Source organism: Streptomyces sp. NPDC052040 (assembly GCF_044548405.1).
Lineage (GTDB): Bacteria > Actinomycetota > Actinomycetes > Streptomycetales > Streptomycetaceae > Streptomyces.
Window position 1 is genome coordinate 552,493 of sequence record NZ_JBIUBV010000001.1, and the last position, 17,531, is coordinate 570,023.

16 protein-coding genes are annotated in these 17,531 nt (G+C 71.3%); 10 read left to right on the top strand and 6 right to left on the bottom strand.

What is annotated here, in order from left to right:
- The first annotated feature begins 81 nt into the window (after positions 1-81).
- Positions 82-897 (top strand): AIM24 family protein, encoded by an 816-nt coding sequence (locus ACIHAA_RS02295; protein WP_399811913.1) that lies wholly within the window; start codon positions 82-84, stop codon positions 895-897.
- A gap of 37 nt (positions 898-934) precedes the next feature.
- Here ACIHAA_RS02295 and ACIHAA_RS02300 read toward each other — a convergent pair whose 3' ends face one another.
- Positions 935-2,572, bottom strand: a complete 1,638-nt coding sequence (locus ACIHAA_RS02300; RefSeq protein WP_399811915.1) for an FAD-binding oxidoreductase — start codon at positions 2,570-2,572, stop codon at positions 935-937.
- Between the two features lie 68 nt (positions 2,573-2,640).
- Between ACIHAA_RS02300 and ACIHAA_RS02305 the strand changes: the two genes are divergently transcribed.
- Entirely contained in the window at positions 2,641-3,300 is a 660-nt protein-coding gene (locus tag ACIHAA_RS02305) for a TetR/AcrR family transcriptional regulator (protein WP_399811917.1), read from the top strand.
- A 108-nt stretch (positions 3,301-3,408) separates the two neighbouring features.
- On the opposite strand, the gene ACIHAA_RS02310 is transcribed toward ACIHAA_RS02305, so the two are convergent.
- On the bottom strand, positions 3,409-4,557 hold the full coding sequence (locus ACIHAA_RS02310) for an ROK family transcriptional regulator (protein ID WP_399811919.1): 1,149 nt from the start codon (positions 4,555-4,557) through the stop codon (positions 3,409-3,411).
- A gap of 415 nt (positions 4,558-4,972) precedes the next feature.
- Positions 4,973-5,953: a LysR family transcriptional regulator gene (locus tag ACIHAA_RS02315; protein ID WP_399813686.1), complete on the bottom strand. Its 981-nt coding sequence runs from the start codon at positions 5,951-5,953 to the stop codon at positions 4,973-4,975.
- Between the two features lie 538 nt (positions 5,954-6,491).
- Between ACIHAA_RS02315 and ACIHAA_RS02320 the strand changes: the two genes are divergently transcribed.
- On the top strand, positions 6,492-7,664 hold the full coding sequence (locus ACIHAA_RS02320; protein WP_399811922.1) for a Glu/Leu/Phe/Val dehydrogenase dimerization domain-containing protein: 1,173 nt from the start codon (positions 6,492-6,494) through the stop codon (positions 7,662-7,664).
- 59 nt (positions 7,665-7,723) lie between these two features.
- Here the strand turns inward: ACIHAA_RS02320 and ACIHAA_RS02325 are convergent, their stop codons facing one another.
- Complete coding sequence (locus ACIHAA_RS02325; RefSeq protein ID WP_399811925.1) at positions 7,724-8,887, bottom strand: beta-1,3-glucanase family protein; 1,164 nt, start codon at positions 8,885-8,887, stop codon at positions 7,724-7,726.
- 131 nt (positions 8,888-9,018) lie between these two features.
- Positions 9,019-9,846 (bottom strand): endo alpha-1,4 polygalactosaminidase, encoded by an 828-nt coding sequence (locus ACIHAA_RS02330; protein ID WP_399811928.1) that lies wholly within the window; start codon positions 9,844-9,846, stop codon positions 9,019-9,021.
- 341 nt (positions 9,847-10,187) lie between these two features.
- On the opposite strand from ACIHAA_RS02330, the gene ACIHAA_RS02335 reads away from it, so the two are divergent.
- Complete coding sequence (locus ACIHAA_RS02335) at positions 10,188-10,433, top strand: hypothetical protein (protein WP_399811930.1); 246 nt, start codon at positions 10,188-10,190, stop codon at positions 10,431-10,433.
- Positions 10,434-10,593: 160 nt separating this feature from the next.
- Here the strand turns inward: ACIHAA_RS02335 and ACIHAA_RS02340 are convergent, their stop codons facing one another.
- On the bottom strand, positions 10,594-11,601 hold the full coding sequence (locus ACIHAA_RS02340; protein WP_399811932.1) for a Gfo/Idh/MocA family oxidoreductase: 1,008 nt from the start codon (positions 11,599-11,601) through the stop codon (positions 10,594-10,596).
- Between the two features lie 116 nt (positions 11,602-11,717).
- Between ACIHAA_RS02340 and ACIHAA_RS02345 the strand changes: the two genes are divergently transcribed.
- From ACIHAA_RS02345 to ACIHAA_RS02370, 6 genes are all read left to right on the top strand, one after another.
- Complete coding sequence (locus ACIHAA_RS02345) at positions 11,718-12,467, top strand: GntR family transcriptional regulator (protein WP_399813687.1); 750 nt, start codon at positions 11,718-11,720, stop codon at positions 12,465-12,467.
- Between the two features lie 153 nt (positions 12,468-12,620).
- Positions 12,621-13,625, top strand: a complete 1,005-nt coding sequence (locus ACIHAA_RS02350; protein ID WP_399811935.1) for a sugar ABC transporter substrate-binding protein — start codon at positions 12,621-12,623, stop codon at positions 13,623-13,625.
- Positions 13,622-14,686: an ABC transporter permease gene (locus tag ACIHAA_RS02355; protein ID WP_399811938.1), complete on the top strand. Its 1,065-nt coding sequence runs from the start codon at positions 13,622-13,624 to the stop codon at positions 14,684-14,686. The genes ACIHAA_RS02350 and ACIHAA_RS02355 overlap by 4 nt, the downstream gene beginning before the upstream one ends.
- Positions 14,683-15,546: an ATP-binding cassette domain-containing protein gene (locus ACIHAA_RS02360; protein ID WP_399811940.1), complete on the top strand. Its 864-nt coding sequence runs from the start codon at positions 14,683-14,685 to the stop codon at positions 15,544-15,546. The genes ACIHAA_RS02355 and ACIHAA_RS02360 overlap by 4 nt, the downstream gene beginning before the upstream one ends.
- A gap of 189 nt (positions 15,547-15,735) precedes the next feature.
- A complete protein-coding gene (locus tag ACIHAA_RS02365; RefSeq protein ID WP_399811943.1) occupies positions 15,736-16,881 on the top strand; it encodes an ROK family glucokinase in 1,146 nt (381 codons plus the stop codon).
- Complete coding sequence (locus tag ACIHAA_RS02370) at positions 16,878-17,465, top strand: sugar kinase (RefSeq protein WP_399811945.1); 588 nt, start codon at positions 16,878-16,880, stop codon at positions 17,463-17,465. Before ACIHAA_RS02365 ends, ACIHAA_RS02370 begins: the two co-directional genes overlap by 4 nt.
- Positions 17,466-17,531 lie beyond the last annotated feature (66 nt).

Below are 17,531 nucleotides of genomic sequence, written 5' to 3' on the forward strand. Positions count from 1 at the left end.
GCCCGGTCACGATTCGGCCTCTGCGCCCGTCGATCCGGCCGTTTCCGGAACCATCCGGCTCCCTCGCGGCGTTCTCCCGGCGTGACTCTTCAGCAAGACATCGTCGGCAACGCCATGCAGATGGCGGTCGTCAACCTGTACCCGGGACAGACCGTCTACTGCGAGGCGGGAAAGTTCCTGTTCAAGACCACCAACGTCACCATGGAGACCCGTCTGTCCGGCCCGTCCGGCAGCAACGGGGGCCAGGGCCAGGGCGGCGGCAGCGGCATGGGCGGTCTCCTGCGCCAGGCCATGGGCACCGCCATGCAGGTCGGCCAGCGTGCCCTGGCGGGCGAGTCACTGGCCTTCCAGTACTTCACCGCACAGGGCGGCGAGGGCACCGTCGGCTTCGCGGGCGTGCTGCCCGGCGAGATGCGCGCGCTGGAGCTGGACGGCACCCGGGCCTGGTTCGCGGAGAAGGACGCCTTCGTGGCCGCCGAGTCGACGGTCGACTTCGGTATCGCCTTCCAGGGCGGGCGCACCGGGATGAGCGGCGGCGAGGGCTTCATCCTGGAGAAGTTCACCGGACACGGGACGGTGATCATCGCGGGCGCGGGCAACTTCATCGACCTCAACCCCGCGGACTTCGGCGGCCGCATCGAGGTCGACACCGGATGCGTCGTGGCCTTCGAGGAGGGCATCCAGTACGGAGTCCAGCGCGTCGGCGGCCTCAACCGCCAGGGGATCATGAACATGGTCTTCGGCGGTGAGGGCCTGTCCCTGGCCACCCTGGAGGGCAACGGCCGGGTCATCCTCCAGTCCCTCACCATCGAAAGCCTCGCCAACGCCCTCAAGAAGGCCCAGGGCGGCGACAAGCAGGGACCGACGGGCGGACTCTTCTCGACCAACGCGGGCTGAGGGGGCGGGGGCAGGCGTTCTCGTCCGCCCCCGCTTCTCAGCGGGCGGCCGCTCCCGCCGGTGGCTGCGGGTCGAGCAGCACACCCGGGTTCAGGATCCCCGCCGGGTCGAGCGCCCCCTTCGCGGCACGCAGGGCGAGGGCGAACGGCTCCGGGCGCTGGCGGTCGTAGCCCGGCCGGTGGTCGCGGCCGACCGCGTGATGATGGGTGACGGTCGCGCCCAGGTCGTGCAGGACCTCCATCGCGGCCGACTTGATCCGGTCCCACATGGCGACCTCCGCGCCGCGCCGCGCGGGTGCGACAACGGTGAAGTACGGCGCGGGCCCGTCCGGATAGACATGGGTGAAGCGGCAGTTGACCATAGCCTCGGCGCCCGTCACCTCCCGTACGACAGCGGACAACCGGGCGCGCACCGACTCGTACAGCTCGGGCGCCCGGTCCCAGGTGCAGGCCGTTTCGAAGGTCTCGCTGATCACACTCATCCGGGCGAGCGCATCGCGGAGATAGGGCATCCGCAGAAACGCCGAACGCCAGGTCTCCGCGGCCGAGTCGGCGGAGCCCCGCGCGGCCGGTTCGGGCGAGCCGCCGTGGTCGCGGGCCAGGGCGACGAGTTCCGCCAGCCGTCCGTCGACCGGGACATGGGCGGACTCCACACCGAGGACGAGCGCGCTCCGCCCCTCCCGCGCGACTCCTGCCAGAGAGGCTTCGCCGGGGTCGAGCAGCCGGCAGTTGGCGGGGTGCAGACCCGACTGCGCCACCGCGCGCACGGCGTCCATGGCGGTGTGGACGTCGTCGAACAGCACCGTGGCCGACGCCTTGTGGCGCGGGCGGTCCTGAAGCCGCATCCAGGCCTCGGTGATGACACCGAGCGTGCCCTCGGAGCCCAGGAACAGCCGGTCGGGGGAGGGGCCAGCGCCCGAGCCGGGCAGCCGCAGCGACTCGCTCACCCCGACCGGTGTCACCACGCGCAGCGACTCCACCAGGTCGTCGACATGGGTGTAGAGCGTGGCGTAGTGACCGCCCGCCCGGGTGGCGAGCCAGCCGCCCAGGGTGGAGAACTCGAAGCTCTGCGGGAAGTGGCGCAGGGTGAGCCCGTGCGGCCGCAGCCGGTCCTCCAGCGCGGGGCCGAGGACACCGGCCTGGATCCGGGCGGCCCGGCTGACCCGGTCGATCTCCAGCACCTGATCGAGGGCGGACAGATCCAGGGACACCACGCCCCGGTGCCGGTTCGCGCGGTACTCGGTGCCCCCGACCACCGAACTGCCCGCCCCGTAGGGCACGACGGCGACCTGGACGTCCGCCGCCCAGTCGAGGACCTCGGTCACCTCCTGCTCGCTCCGGGGCCGGGCCACCTGGTCGGGAGCCGCCGTCAGGTCCCCGTTCAGGGCACGGACCACATCGCGGTATGCCTTGCCATAGGTGTGCGAGGCCCGTTCCCGGGGTGCGGAGGACATCACCGGGGCGAGTGCGCGGGGCGGTTCGACACGGACCTTCGGCAGGGTGAGGGCGCCGATGCCGGGCACGGGCAGTGGAGTCTGTGCCGCGCCCGGTACCAGCGCCCCCAGGGCCACGCACTCGGCGTCGGGCAGTGCGCGGTCCACCGTGCCCCAGCCCCACCAGGACCGGGCCCGGAGGGAGTCGGGTGCGGACGCGCGCGGGGTGGATCCGTCGGCCATGAGAACTGACTCCTCTGACTCCTCGGTAATTTACCGCTGGGTAAGTTCCCGTAACGTATAGTCCCCGCATGACGACGGCAAGGCCCTCGGCCGCCCCCGATCCGGTCGCCGCCACCCGGCAGGGCCGCGGCGCGGGGACCAAGGGCGTCCCGCGTGCCCTGCGCGAGGAGCAGATCCTCGGCGCGGCCCTGGAGGAGTTCGGGCGGCACGGCCACGCCGCGGCCTCGATGGCCGAGATCGCCCGCCGGGTCGGCGTCACCAAGCCGATGCTCTACACCTACTTCGGCTCCAAGGACGGCCTCTACGCGGCCTGCGTCGGCCACATCGGCCCCCTCCTGCTCACGGCGATGCGCGAAGCCATGGCGGCGGCGGGCCCCTCGGAGGACCGCCTTCCCCAAGCGGTGCTCACCGCAGTCTTCGAGACACTGGAGGGCCGTCGGCACGCCTGGTTCGTGCTCTACGACCGGACGCTGCCGCACGGCTCCGGACCGTGGCGCGCGGCCCGGCCCCACCGCGAGGCCGTCGACGAACTGGCCGCCTCCGGCACGGCCGCCCTGCTGCGCGACCGCGGAAACACCGACACCCTCGACGCGGACGCCCTCAAACACATGTGGACGGGCACCGTCAGCGCACTGGTCGGCTGGTGGATCTCCCACCCCGAACTGTCCGCACCGGACATGGCGGCCCGCTGCGAACGCCTGCTCTCCGCCGTACGCAACGGGGCCTGAGGGCACCTCCGCGGGGGCGCCGCGCACCCGCCCCGCCACCCGAAAGCTCCGACGGCGATCGCCGGAGGCGTGGACCGACCGGGTGCGAGCGTTCTTCGGGACAGGCCGCTATGCCGAGGGCATCGTGGGGCGAGCCGGTGTGTCCATGCGATGTTCCTCGATGTTGTCCAGGGCGAAGCGCACCGCGCCCAGGGCCACCGCGTCATCGCCGAGTGGGGAGAGCCGGACTTCGGGAGTCCGGATGCACCAGCGTTCCAGTTCCTGCCGGAAGGGCGTGAGGAGCAGGTCCGCGTCGGCGGAGTACGGGCCGCCCAGCACCACCAGGTGCGGATCCAGGGTGAGAATCAGGGCCGCGGCCCCACACGCGAGCTGCTGCGCGTAGACGCCCACCGCCGAGAGTGCCGCCCGGTCGCCCTTCCGTGCGGCTCCGAGCAGGTCCAGCCAGTCCCCGGCGCCGCTGCCCCGCCGCCCCGGCCAACTCGGCCCGGCCGCAGACAGGTTCGTACCGCAGGCTGGCAAGGTGCCCACCTCCCCGGCGGCGTTGCCGTAGCCGCGATGCAGTCTGCCGTTGACGACCAGCCCGGCGCCGACGCGGGAGCCGACGAAGAGGTAGACCATGTCGTCGGCGTAGCGCCCGGCGCCCTGCCAGTGCTCCGCGAGTGCGGCGAGTTTGCTGTCGCTCTCCACCAGGACCGGACGCGACGCGATATGACGCCCTACATGGGCCGCGAGGTCGACGCCCTTCCAGTCGGGCAGCGCTTCCGAGGCCACCCGCCCGTCCCTGTCGACCAGTCCCACGGTCGCGACCCCCGACGCCCAGATGTCGGCGCCCCGCACCCCGGCACCGGCCACGCACGTCTCCACCGCCTCGTCGACGGCGGCGAGCCGGGCCGTGCGGTCCGCGTCCGGATCGACCGCCGTCATGGCGGCGTGGCGGACGCCGCCGTCCAGGTCGGCGACGACCGCCAGCGTCCGGTGGGCGCAGATGTCGACGCCAAGGACCCACCCCGCCTCGGCGTGGAACCGGAACCGGCGCGCGGGGCGGCCCACTTGTCCGGCTGTGGGCTCCTCCTCGGTGACCCAGCCCTGCTCCAGCAGTTCACGGACCACGTCATCGGTGGACGCCCGGGAAAGCCCTGTCCGCACCGATATCTGGGTCAGGGTGAGGGGCGGCCCGCCCTTCAGGGTCTCGACCACCGTGCGTGCGTTGAGCCGGCGGAGTCGGGACAGATCGCCCCCGCTCAGGCCTTCCGCCACCGCGTCTCCTTCTACGTCGTCACCGGCCGCGCCATTGTCTCACCGAACCGGTGCACACGGCCCGACCGCAGCCCTCACCGAACCGGGGCGCAAGGGCCGACCGCAGCTCTCACGGGACCGAAGGGAAAAATGCGGTGTGACGAATTCGATACGCCGTCCGCTCTTTCCCTGATGTGCGTTACCGCCGTGTAAGGCGCTCACGGATAAACGGTGACGTCCGGCGATACGGGCGACGCCAGTTCAATGCGGAGCGGCGCCATGCCGGAGGTGCGCCGCTGTATACGAGCCGGGATCCGGAATAGGTTGACTGTGCACCTCCTGTTCATCATCTAGTGGCCCCTGGTGCGCAGCGTGCTCATTCCCCCCACCGCGATGCGCACCAGGGGTGCGTGCACCGGGCATGGGGGAGGGCTTCTCAGCCCGCGGCTCCCGCGTTGTCGCGCCGGGACAACGGCAGTGGGAGATACGGGCGTTCGGGCCGCCTCGGCCTCAACTGGTGGGCGGCCTCGTTCAGTGCGCCGAGGACGACCTCCAGACGCGTGGGCCCGGACCGCGGATTCCACACCACCGAATAGGCCGTGGCGGGGGAGGCGCACAGGCGCAGGGCCACCGACTCCCCGGGCAGATATGCGGCATAGGAGACGGGCTGAAGCATGACGCCCTGCTCTCCCTGCATTTCCCCATGCCCGACATTCCGCCGCATCTCCCGCAGTCGGGGAGCCGATGCAAGTGAGCCTGCCAGCGCGTGCACGGCATTCCAGTGCCCCGGGCACACGGAACGCGGCCAGCACAGCCAGTCGTAGGCTGCCAGATCGTCGAGATTCACCCAGGGGCGCCCGGCGAGCGGGTGGTGCCGTCCGACGACGGCGCACCAGGGTTCCCCGCTGAGCGGCCGTCCGCCGAGCCCCAGTGCCACCCAGTCCACCTCCAGGCCCACGCCGATGTCCACCTGGCCCTGGAGGATCGCCGTACGCAGTGAATCCTCGGAGTGCTCGGCGGTGTGCAGCCGCAGGGTCGAGTCCACCTTCTCCAGGACGGAGGCGGTCCGGGCCAGCAGATGGGGAGTCAGGTTCGGGGTGTGTCCGACATGGAGCGGCCTGCTGCTGCCGTCCCCGGCCTGCTGCACCAAGTGGAGCGCCCGGTTGAGGATCTGGAGCGCCGGCTCGACCTGATTGCGCATGACCCGGCCCGCGGGCGTCAGACGGACCTGCCGGGTGGTGCGCTCGAACAGCTGCACCCCGAGGGCCCGCTCCAGCGCGCGCACCTGCGACGAGACGGCCTGCTGGGTGAGGAACAGCCGGGCCGCCGCGCGCGTGAAGTTCAACTCCTGCGCCACCACGAGGAACGATCTGACCTGACGTATGTCTATCTGACCCGATTCCATGACGTCACTCATGTCGCTCACGTCGCCCTCCCGGGCGCAGCACTTCTTCGCGCGCCGATTGCTGCCGACGTCGGCAGGTTCATCACTTCAGCAAATAATGATGGTCTCCAGTGAAACTAGTCAAGGCGCTCAACAGGCGCCCACCGAGGCTCAGTTGTGGAAGTGCGAGGGTGCAGGTGCCTCCCGGGGGTACCCGAAGGCGGCTTCGGGCGGCAGCATGGTGGGAGCGGTCCCACAGTGTGCAGTCCTGCTGAACGGTTGGGGCGGACCTCATGAGCGCGGGCAACGGCCGGGAGGCGCCGGGCAGTCGGCGCAAGCACCGGTGCCCCGGCTGCCGCAGCGCCGCAGGCGCGACGGATCCCCACTCCCTGTACGCCGTTGACCAGCCGCTGTTGAACCTTCCCGGGGCCGCCCGCCCCCGAGGAGGATGCGGTGTTCGTGTTCCTTCTCCGTGGCGTTCTGCCACGGCGGGGTACGTCAAGTCCCTGGGTGGAGCGGCGTCCCGGGCTCCCGGCCCGACCGTCATGGTTGTCCCCGAGGAGGTTCCGCAGTGACGACGCCGCTACTCAGCATTTCCTGGACCGATCGGATCACCGGCAGACGTGGCTATCTGGTGATCGACCGGCTGGTGCGCGGGGTCAGCAGCGGCGGTCTGCGCATGCGTGAGGGCTGCACCCTCGCGGAAGTCGCCGGACTGGCACAGGCGATGACCCTCAAGGAGGCCCTGCACTACGACCCGGAGGGCCGGTACATCCCGCTGGGCGGGGCGAAGGGCGGCATCGACATCGATCCACGGCACCCGGACGCCTACGGGGTCCTCGTCCGCTATCTCCGGGCCATGCGGCCGTACGTCGAGCGGTGCTGGACCACCGGCGAGGACCTGGGGCTGACCCAGGACCGGGTGGCGCAGGCGGCCGCCGAGGCGGGCCTGACCAGCACGATCCAGGCGGTCTACCCGCTGCTGGACGACGAGCGGGCGGCCCGCGCCCGGCTGGCGGACGCCCTCGCGATCGAGGTGGAGGGCTTCGGGCTGGACGAACTGGTCGGCGGCTGCGGGGTCGCGGAGTCCGTGCTGACGGTGCTCGACCGGGAGGGCACCCCGTACCGCGAGGCCCGCGCCGCCGTGCAGGGGCTCGGCACCATGGGCGGTGCCACGGCACGGTTCCTCGCCCGTGCCGGACTGAGGATCGTCGCCGTGGCCGATGTCGCGGGCACCATCGCCAATCCCGCCGGTCTCGATGTCGAGGCCCTGCTCGCCGCCCGGGACGCGCACGGCACCGTGGACCGGGCGGCGCTGCGCCCCGGGGACGTCGAACTGAGCGGGGACGCCTGGCTGGAGAGGGGGGCCGATGTCCTGGTGCCCGCGGCGGTGTCGTACTGCATCGATGTCTCCAACCAGGCCCGGATCACCGCTCGTTACATCGCCGAGGCGGCCAATCTGCCCGTACTGCCTGTGGCCGACGCCCTGTTGGCCGGGCGCGGGGTCACGGTACTGCCCGATGTCGTCGTCGGCTCCGGCACGAACGCCTGGTGGTGGTGGACGCTGTTCGGCGATATCCGGGCACATGCCGACGAAGCCTTCGCCAAGGTGCGGCAGGCGACCCGGAGGTTGGTCACCGAGACACTGGACCGCGCCCAGTCCGACGGCACCACCCCGCGGATGGCTGCCCGCGCCGTGGCCGCCGAGAGGCTGCCGCTCATGGCGGAGCAGTTCGGGCGGTAGGTCCCCGACTCCCGGCGCCCGCCACCGGGCCGCCTCCGCGCGTCACGGTGACGGCTCGGTCAGCCGTTGCCCGGGTCGCCCAGGGTGATGGTGCAGGTCGCCGGGTCGGGGTCGGAGATATAGCCCTCGATGGAGGGGGAGCCGGCGGGGTGGACGTCGTCGAAGGGGAAGGCGTAGCCGATGGTGGCGTACGTGTGCACGAGCCGGGCGTACTGGTTGACGGTGCCGCTGGAGTAGTACTGGGACGTGGGCACGCCATTGGGCTGGTTGTCGCCGAGCAGCAGCGTGCCGCGGTTGAAAGCGGCGCCCAGCCGGGCGGACACGGCTCCGCGCTCGTCGTTGGAGTTGGCGAAGGGGCCGCTGTTGCAGCTGAGGATGTCGGCGGTGGCGGGCTTGGTGAAGGGGCTGCCGTTGAGCCCGGCGAAGGTGAGGACGTCGCCGGTGACCTGCCCGGTGTAGCTGCCGCTGTTGGTCGTCACGGTGAGGGTGTTGGTCCGGTAGTGGGACCAGACGGCGTCGACATAGCTGCGGTAGTAGTCGCCGAAGAGGTCCTTCTTCCACTTCTCGGGTGACATGACGCGGACCAGCTTGCCGCCGCCGTCCTTGATGACGAGCTGGTCCCAGGGCAGTCCGTCGGCACCGTGCTGGGTGAGGAGGTCGGCCGCGATCCGGGCGGGGGCCCCATTCGGCAGGGGCTGCACGGACTGGGTCTGGCTGCTGGTGTTGGTCATGTCCACCCTGACGGGCAGGGAGACCATGTCCACATAGCTGATGTTGGCGTGCAGACCGCCGGTGTCGAAGTTGAACTCGAAGAAGGTGTAGGCCTTCAGCCAGTCCTGGTCGTCCGCGGTGTATCCGGGCTGTCTGATGGCGCCGTTGCTGTCCCAGTCGTTCACGAGCCGGGAGCCCAGGGAGAAGTAGATCCGGCCGTCCGTCAGATACTGGCCGAGCGGAATGTTCTTGGCCTGGCCCGCGGGGATCTCGATCGCGTAGTCGGTGGCGCTGGTCAGCGGCCTGAGGTTGCCGCCCTCACCGACGAACATCCAGGAACCGGCGTTGTGGCCGTAGATGTAGGCGTAGGCGGGCAGCCCCGAGGTGTTCTTGAGGGTGAGGGTCACCGAGGTGGACGTGGCGAACGCCGGGCCGGTGAGTACGGCGTTGAGCGCCGTGGCACCGAGGACCGATGCGGAACCGGCGGCTATGAACGTACGTCGCGAAATCATCGAATGCTCCTGCTCTGCGCTGTCCGGGGAGAAGAGAGAAGAAGGGTGCGGGTGATGCGGTCGAAGAGACGGGTCGGGCGGGAGGGGCCGCCGCCCCGGGGCGGGACGGCGGCAGCAACGCCCCGGAGACGTCAGCCGTCGCAGGTCTCGCGGACATAGCCGCCCGAGCCGGGGGTGCTGACGTCCTCGTCGCGCCGGACGATGCTGAAGTGGTCGGACCAGCCGCCGCACGCCTCGCTCAGGCCGGAGTCGGTGTATTCGATGTCGAAGACACGGTCCCCGAACGCGTCCTCGTAGTCGCCGCACTCGGAGGTTCCCCCGCATTCCTCCACCACGGCGAAGTCGATTCCGAGCGCCGAGGCGTCGTCGGCGAGTTCGATGGTGTTCTTCTGGGCGATCGCCAGACCGTCGGCGTGGGCGTGCTGGACCAGCAGGGACATCATCGCCTTTGCGTTGTCCGCGGTCAGCCCCTTGAACCGGGTGAAGGTGTCGTAGTTGTCCGGCTCGACGGCCTTGAAGCCCTTCGCGGCGCACTGGTCGATCCAGGAGCCGACCTTCTGGGCGATCTGCGTCCGCTTGGCCGGGTCGGAGATGTCGAGTACGTACTCGCCCTTCCACTCGGGGTCCTCGACCTTGTTTCCGCGGGAGTCCTTGAGGATCAGGCCGGACGACCAGTCGCCCAGTTCCCCGGGCTGGGTCTGGAAGGCGTTGAGGTAGCAGATGCTGTACAGGCCGGAAGCAGGGCTCTCGGCGTGGTCCCGGCTCACCACCCGCACTCCGGACGGCGGGGTGTAGGCCCCGCCGATCTGGTAGTCGAATCCGCTGTGCAGCGGAGGCGGGGTCACCGAGGCCGGAGCGGCCTGTGCGGCACCGGAGAACAGCACCGGTGCGAGTGCCACGGCGGTGACGGCCGTGGCGGACAGACAGGTGCGCCGTACGCGTGGGGGTGTGACGGACATTTCGATGACTCCAACGAATCGAATCGAATTGCGGGAAATGGCCTCTGGGGGACATGGGGGGGGAGGGGAGGGAGAGTGGGGAGAGACAACTGCGTGCCGGGAGTAGTGAACCCGTAAGCCCTCGGATTCGGCAGTACATCCGGGCGATTCACAAGGCCTTCCTGTCGGTCCCCGGACGGCGCTGTGCGGAACGTGCGGGAGGGGCGGCGGAACCTCGGGGGAACGGCCTGTCACTGTGGGAAATCCGCATGCTTCGGGGCCGAAACGGTGAAGGAAGACCATGCAGCTCTGCAAGGATCCGCTGTTCCGCTGTTCCGCTGCTCCCGCGTGTCCCCGGAGTCGTGAACGCCACGGCGGAGTGTGTGCTGAGGACGTACTTCGGCGGCGGCGAGCAGAAACTCGTGGGGAAGCCGGGACGCCTGACCCCCGAGCAGCAGAGCGCCCTGGCCGTCGCGGACGGCACCGCGCGGTCCGGGGCGCCGCCCGTGGCCCCCGACGCCGCCGCACGCGTCATCGGCCTGCTCCGTGACCAGGTCCGCGCCCCGCTCGCCGAACTGGCGCACCGGCTGCACTGTTCGGAGAGCTGAACGCCGGGAGTACTTCGCGCAGGGCGCCGATTGGGGCACACGGAGCGCTCGGAGCCCGTCGACTACCGGGCCACATCAGCCCCGTCGCGCCCATCAGCCCCGTCAAGCCCCGTCGCGCCCATCGCGCACCCCCCCCGGCCCCTCCGCAGACCCCGCGGTCTCAGCGGACAGGTGCGATCCGGCCGAGGCCGACCGGGCCGCGCTCCCGGCGGGACAGCTCGCAGGCCTCCGCGATCCGCAGGGCCTGGAGTGCCTCATGGCCGTCGCAGGGGTTGGCGCGTTCGCCCCGTACCACTTCCACGAAGGCGGCGATCTCGGCCTCGTAGGCGGGGGCGAACCGCTCCAGGAAGCCGGTCCACGGCTTGTCCGCGGGCGGCGGCCCCGACGGTTCCGTCGAGGTGAGCGGCGTACGCCCGTCCAGGCCCACCGCGACCGTGCCGAGCTCCCCGGCCAGCTCCATCCGGACGTCGTAGCCCGCGCCGTTGGTGCGGGTCGCGGTCGCCGTGGCCAGTGTGCCGTCCTCCAGGGTGAGCACCACCGCCGCGGTGTCCACGTCGTTCGCCTCGCGGTACATCGCCCCGCCCGTGTCCGACCCGGTCGCGTAGACCTCGGTGACCTCGCGGCCGGTGACCCAGCGCAGGATGTCGAAGTCATGGACCAGGCAGTCGCGGTAGATCCCGCCGGACAGGGGCAGATAGGCGGCGGGCGGCGGTGCCGGGTCGGCCGTGGTCGCCCGGACCGTGTGCAGCCGGCCGAGGCGGCCGGACCGTACGGCCTCCCGGGCGGCGGCGTAGCCCCGGTCGAAGCGGCGCTGGAAACCCATCTGGAGCACGGTCCCCGCGGCCTCGACCTCCGCGAGCGCGCCAAGCGTGCCCGGCAGGTCCACCGCGATCGGTTTCTCGCAGAACACCGGGAGCCCCGCGCGCGCCGCCCGGCCGATCAGCTCGGCGTGGGCCGCGGTCGCCGCCGTGACGACCACGGCGTCCACGCCCCAGGTGAAGAGATCGTCCACGCCGGGCGCGGCCGTGGCATCCAGCCGGTCCGCCACTTCCCGGGCCCGGGCCGGGTCGGCGTCGGTGACGATGAGCGAGCCGACCTCGGGGTGACGGCTGAGCGTGGCCGCGTGGAAGGTGCCGATCCGGCCTGCTCCGATGAGTCCGATGCGCATGGGAACAACCTGGGGGCGCACCCCGGGTCCTGTCAATGGTTTGTCCGGACAACCGGACTACACAACTTCCCGTCAACAGGTACCGGAGCTACGCTCGCCCCGTGCCGAAACCAGATGTGGATCCGACCGTCTCACTCCAGCTCGGCGTCGACCGGAACAGTCCGGTACCGCTGTACTTCCAGCTGTCCCAGCAGCTGGAGGCCGCGATCGAGCAGGGGGAGCTGACCCCGGGCAGCCTGCTCGGCAACGAGATCGACCTGGCCGGGCGCCTCGGCCTGTCCCGCCCCACCGTCCGCCAGGCCATCCAGTCGCTCGTCGACAAGGGCCTGCTGGTGCGCCGCCGCGGTGTCGGCACCCAGGTCGTGCACAGCCAGGTCAGGCGCCCCCTGGAACTCAGCAGCCTCTACGACGACCTGGAGGCGGCCGGGCAGCGCCCCGCCACCCGGGTCCTGGTCAACACCGCGGCGCCCGCCCCGGCCGAGGCCGCCGCCGCGCTCGGGGTGCCCGAGGGCGCGGAGGTGCACCGCATCGAGCGGCTGCGCCTCGCCCACGGTGAGCCGATGGCGTATCTGTGCAACTTCCTGCCCGCCGGTCTGCTGGACCTGGACACCGGGCAGCTGGAGGCGACCGGCCTGTACCGGCTGATGCGGGCCGCGGGCATCACCCTGCACAGCGCCCGGCAGACGGTCGGGGCCCGCGCCGCCACCCCGGTCGAGGGGGAGCGGCTGGGGGAGCCCGAGGGCGCCCCGCTGCTGACCATGCAGCGCACGACCTTCGACGACACCGGCCGCGCTGTGGAGTTCGGCACGCACACCTATCGCGCCTCGCGCTACTCGTTCGACTTCCAACTCCTCGTACGCCCCTGAGGTTTCGGGCGTCCGGCGCCCCGCCCGGCCCCCGGCCCGCCCGGCGCCGCAGCGCCTGCCGGGGCTGCGCACCGGCCCCCTGACCAGCGGTGTCGGCGGGCGGTCGGTGATACTGGGTGGTTCCAAGGAACTACTCGGGAAGGGCACGGGCTCGTGGCACGGTTTCGGACCTGGGCAACCATCGCGCTGGCAGGGGCGCTCGGACTGTCCCTGGCGGGGTGCAGCAGCCACGGCGGGAAGCGTGCCGAGGACGCTCGGAAGGCCGCGTCCGCCCAGGGCCACGCCGCGGTGAACACACCTCGCTGGACATTCGCGATGATCACGCATTCCGGCGACGGCGACACCTTCTGGGACATCGTCCAGAGCGGCGCCGAGCAGGCGGCCGTCAAGGACAACATCAACTTCCTGTACTCGCACGACGCCAACGCCCAGCAGCAGGCGCAGCTCGTGGACGCGGCCGTGGACCAGAAGGTCGACGGGATCATCGTCACCCTCGCCAAGCCCGACGCGATGAAGGCCGCCGTGGCCCGCGCCGAGAAGGCCGGCATCCCGGTGGTGACGGTGAACTCCGGCTCCGCCGAGTCCAAGGCCTTCGGCGCGCTGACCCACATAGGCCAGGACGAGACCATCGCGGGCGAGGCGGTCGGCGACGAGCTGAATAAGCGCGGCCGCAAGAAGGCTCTGTGCGTGCTGCACGAGCAGGGGAACGTCGGGCACGAGCAGCGCTGCGCGGGTGTGAAGAAGACCTTCCACGGCACGGTGGAGAACCTCTACGTCAACGGCACCAGCATGCCGGACGTCCAGTCCGCCCTGGAGGCCCGCCTCCAGTCGGACCGCTCCGTCGACACCGTCGTCACCCTCGGCGCCCCCTATGCCGACACCGCCGTGAAGGCCAGGTCGGACGCCGGGAGCCGGGCGGAGGTGGACACCTTCGACCTGAACGCCAAGGTGGCGTCCGAGCTGAAGGACGGCACCCTCGGCTTCGCCGTCGACCAGCAGCCCTACCTCCAGGGCTACGAGGCGGTCGACCAGCTCTGGCTGTACAAGTACAACGCCAACGCCCTCGGCGGCGGCCGCCCGGTCCTCACCGGACCGCAGATCATCACCAAGGACCAGGCCGCGGCACTGGAGCAGTACACGAAGCGGGGGACCCGATGACCGCCACGGCACCGGCCCCCGCGCCGGAGAACCCGACGGCGGCCACCGACGAACGCCTGCTCGGAACCTCACCGCTGAAGCGTCTGCTCGGCCGCCCCGAGCTGGGCTCGGTGGTGGGCGCCCTCGCCGTCTTCGTGTTCTTCTCGCTCGTCGCCGACAGCTTCCTGCGTGCCGGGAGCCTCAGCACCGTCCTGTACGCGTCCTCCACCATCGGCATCATGGCCGTCCCGGTCGCGCTGCTGATGATCGGCGGTGAGTTCGACCTGTCGGCCGGTGTCATGGTGACGACGTCGGCGCTGGTGTCGTCGATGTTCAGCTACCAGATGACCGCCAACGTCTGGGTGGGCTCCGGGGTGTCGCTGCTGGTCACCCTCGCGATCGGGGCCTTCAACGGCTTTGTGCTGAGCCGGACGAAACTGCCCAGCTTCATCGTCACCCTCGGCACCTTCCTGATGCTGACCGGTGTGAATCTCGGCCTCACCAAGCTGATCAGCGGCACCGTCTCCACCAAGTCGATCTCCGACATGGACGGCTTCTCCTCGGCGCAGTCCGTCTTCGCCTCCACGCTCACCCTCGGCGGCGTCCAGTTCAAGATCACCATCCTGTGGTGGTTCGCCCTGGTCGCCCTCGCCTCCTGGATCCTGCTGCGCACCCGCGCCGGAAACTGGATCTTCGCGGTCGGCGGCAACAAGGACGCGGCCCGCGCCGTCGGCGTCCCCGTCGAGCGCACCCGGATCGGCCTCTACATGGGTGTCGCCCTGGGCGCCTGGATCTCCGGCCAGCACCTGCTGTTCTCGTACGACGTCGTGCAGTCCGGCGAGGGCGTGGGCAACGAGCTGATCTACATCATCGCGGCCGTCATCGGCGGCTGTCTGATCACCGGCGGCTACGGCTCCGCGATCGGCTCCGCGGTCGGTGCCTTCCTCTTCGGCATGACCAGCAAGGGCATCGTCTTCGCCGAGTGGAACCCGGACTGGTTCAAGTTCTTCCTCGGAGCGATGCTGCTCCTCGCGACCCTGCTCAACGCCTGGGTCCGCAAGCGCGCGGAGGCCACCCCATGACCACGGACGCCACGGGCCCCGCGGAGGTCACGGATCGCGCGGACGCCACGGATCTTGCGGGCGCCACGGACTCCACGGAGCGCACCGCGCTCGTCTCCCTGGAGGACGTCAGCAAGCGCTACGGCAATGTCCGCGCCCTCGAAGGGGTGTCCCTGGAGGTGCACGCGGGCGACATCACCTGCGTCCTCGGCGACAACGGCGCGGGCAAGTCGACCCTCATCAAGATCGTGGCGGGGCTGCACCGGCACGACGGCGGCTCCTTCCGCATCGACGGCGAGGAGGTCCGTCTCTCCTCCCCGCGCGAGGCCCTGGACCGCGGTATCGCCACGGTCTACCAGGACCTCGCGGTGGTCTCCCTGATGCCGGTGTGGCGCAACTTCTTCCTCGGCTCCGAGCCGCGCCGGGGCGTCGGCCCCTTCAAGCGCCTGGACGTCGACTTCATGCGCCGCACCACGCGCGAGCAGCTGCTGCGCATGGGCATCGACCTGCGCGACGTGGACCAGCCCATCGGCACCCTCTCGGGCGGCGAGCGCCAGTGCGTGGCCATCGCCCGGGCGGTGTACTTCGGCGCCAAGGTGCTGGTCCTCGACGAGCCGACGGCAGCCCTGGGCGTCAAGCAGTCGGGTGTGGTCCTCAAGTACGTGGCCGCCGCCCGGGACGCCGGACTCGGTGTTGTGTTCATCACCCACAACCCGCATCACGCGTATCTGGTGGGCGACCGTTTCGTCCTGCTCAAGCGCGGCACCATGGTGGGCAGCCACCCCCGCGAGGACATCACCCTGGACGACCTCACCCGTCAGATGGCGGGCGGCGACGAGCTGGACGATCTGCGCCATGAACTGGAACGCGCGCCCCTGTAGCGGCGCGGGACGACGGCCCGGGCGGCCCGGCCGCGCGGGCCGTCCCCGCGACGGGCGCCCCGGCCACCCGGGCCCGCCCGGCGACGGCCGCCCCGCACGCACCGCACGGTCCGAGACGGTGCCGCCCCGGAGGGGCCGCCCGGGCTCCGCGATGCACGGCCGCGGCGGCGTAAGGCAGAATCGGGCCCGATGAGCACCTACCGCGATCTCACCCACCGCGGCTCCGCCCGGGCCACCGTCCTGCGGACCGTGGGCACCCGCGAGCGCCGTTCCCATCTGACGGCGCCCCGCGTCCCCACCGTCGGCATCGACATCGGCGGCACCAAGGTGATGGCGGGCGTCGTCGACGCCGACGGCAACATCCTGGAGAAGCTCCGGGCCGAGACGCCCGACAAGTCCAAGAGCCCCAAGGTCGTCGAGGACACCATCGTCGAGCTGGTCCTCGACCTCTCCGACCGGCACGATGTGCACGCCGTCGGCATCGGCGCGGCCGGGTGGGTGGACGCCGACCGCAACCGCGTCCTGTTCGCCCCCCACCTGTCCTGGCGCAACGAGCCCCTGCGCGACCGCCTCGCCGGGCGGCTCGCGGTCCCCGTTCTGGTCGACAACGACGCCAACGCCGCCGCCTGGGCCGAGTGGCGCTTCGGCGCCGGACGCGGCGAGGACCACCTCGTCATGATCACCCTCGGCACCGGCATCGGCGGCGCCATCCTGGAGGACGGCCAGGTCAAGCGCGGCAAGTTCGGTGTCGCCGGAGAGTTCGGCCACATGCAGGTCGTGCCCGGCGGACACCGCTGCCCGTGCGGCAACCGCGGCTGCTGGGAGCAGTACAGCTCCGGCAATGCCCTGGTCCGCGAGGCCCGGGAACTGGCCGCGGCGGACTCCCCGGTGGCCTACGGGATCATCGAGCACGTCAAGGGCAGCATCGCCGACATCAGCGGCCCCATGATCACCGAGCTGGCCCGCGAGGGCGACGCGATGTGCATCGAGCTGCTCCAGGACATCGGCCAGTGGCTCGGCGTGGGCATCGCCAATCTGGCGGCGGCCCTGGACCCGTCCTGCTTTGTGATCGGCGGTGGCGTCAGCGCCGCCGACGACCTGCTGATCGGCCCCGCCCGGGACGCCTTCCGACGCCATCTGACCGGCCGCGGCTACCGCCCCGAGGCCCGTATCGCCCGCGCCCAGCTCGGCCCCGAGGCCGGCATGGTCGGCGCCGCGGACCTCGCCCGGCTCGTCGCCCGCCGCTTCCGGCGCGCCAACCGGCGCCGCGTGGAGCGCTACGAACGCTACGAGCGGTACGCGCAGGCCCGCCGCACCGCCAGGGGGTCCCTGTGACGTCCGCCGTCTCGATACCGCGCCAGGCGACATCGCCGGACGGGCCCCCGCGGCCCCCGGAGAGCCCGGGACGCAAGGTCCGGCGGCGTGCGCTCACCCTGCTGATCATCGGCCTGCTCATCGGCGTCCCCGCCGGCTACCTGGTGATCTCCGCGGACCAGAGCCGCAACAGCGGCAAGGACAAGGAGGCCAAGTACGCGGCGACCGGACTGACCGAGGGCTGGCCCTCCCGCGTGCAGCGCCGCCTCTACCACGTCTGGATCCCGGGAGACGCCACGGGCGTCGCGTCCTACGAGACCAACAACTGGAAGACCAGCCGCCTCTACGTGCAGTTCCGCACGAGCGAGGTCGGTCTGAACCGCTTCCTCGGCACCCTGAAGGCCACGCCCGCCACGCTCGCCAAGGACGACGTCGCCATCGGCGAGCGGGACCGCCATGTCGTCGGCTGGGCCTTCACGAGCCAGGGCTCCTGGTCCGGCCTCACCCACGCCCAGAAGAACCCCGCACCCACCCTGGACGTCATGGTGAACAGGTCCGACCCCGAGCACCCGACGGTCTTCGTGGTGTCGCGCACGATCCCCTGACAGGCCTCCCGGCGCGGGCCCGGCCCCGCGCCGTCCGGTACCGGCCGCCCGCCGGAGCCGGTTGTC

Coding starts and splice junctions, on each gene's coding strand:
- ACIHAA_RS02300 (WP_399811915.1), bottom strand. CDS start 2,572: ATGGCCGACGGATCCACCCCGCGCGCGTCCGCACCCGACTCCCTCCGG.
- ACIHAA_RS02305 (WP_399811917.1), top strand. CDS start 2,641: ATGACGACGGCAAGGCCCTCGGCCGCCCCCGATCCGGTCGCCGCCACC.
- ACIHAA_RS02315 (WP_399813686.1), bottom strand. CDS start 5,953: ATGAGTGACGTCATGGAATCGGGTCAGATAGACATACGTCAGGTCAGA.
- ACIHAA_RS02325 (WP_399811925.1), bottom strand. CDS start 8,887: ATGATTTCGCGACGTACGTTCATAGCCGCCGGTTCCGCATCGGTCCTC.
- ACIHAA_RS02330 (WP_399811928.1), bottom strand. CDS start 9,846: ATGTCCGTCACACCCCCACGCGTACGGCGCACCTGTCTGTCCGCCACG.
- ACIHAA_RS02340 (WP_399811932.1), bottom strand. CDS start 11,601: ATGCGCATCGGACTCATCGGAGCAGGCCGGATCGGCACCTTCCACGCG.
- ACIHAA_RS02355 (WP_399811938.1), top strand. CDS start 13,622: ATGACCGCCACGGCACCGGCCCCCGCGCCGGAGAACCCGACGGCGGCC.
- ACIHAA_RS02360 (WP_399811940.1), top strand. CDS start 14,683: ATGACCACGGACGCCACGGGCCCCGCGGAGGTCACGGATCGCGCGGAC.
- ACIHAA_RS02365 (WP_399811943.1), top strand. CDS start 15,736: ATGAGCACCTACCGCGATCTCACCCACCGCGGCTCCGCCCGGGCCACC.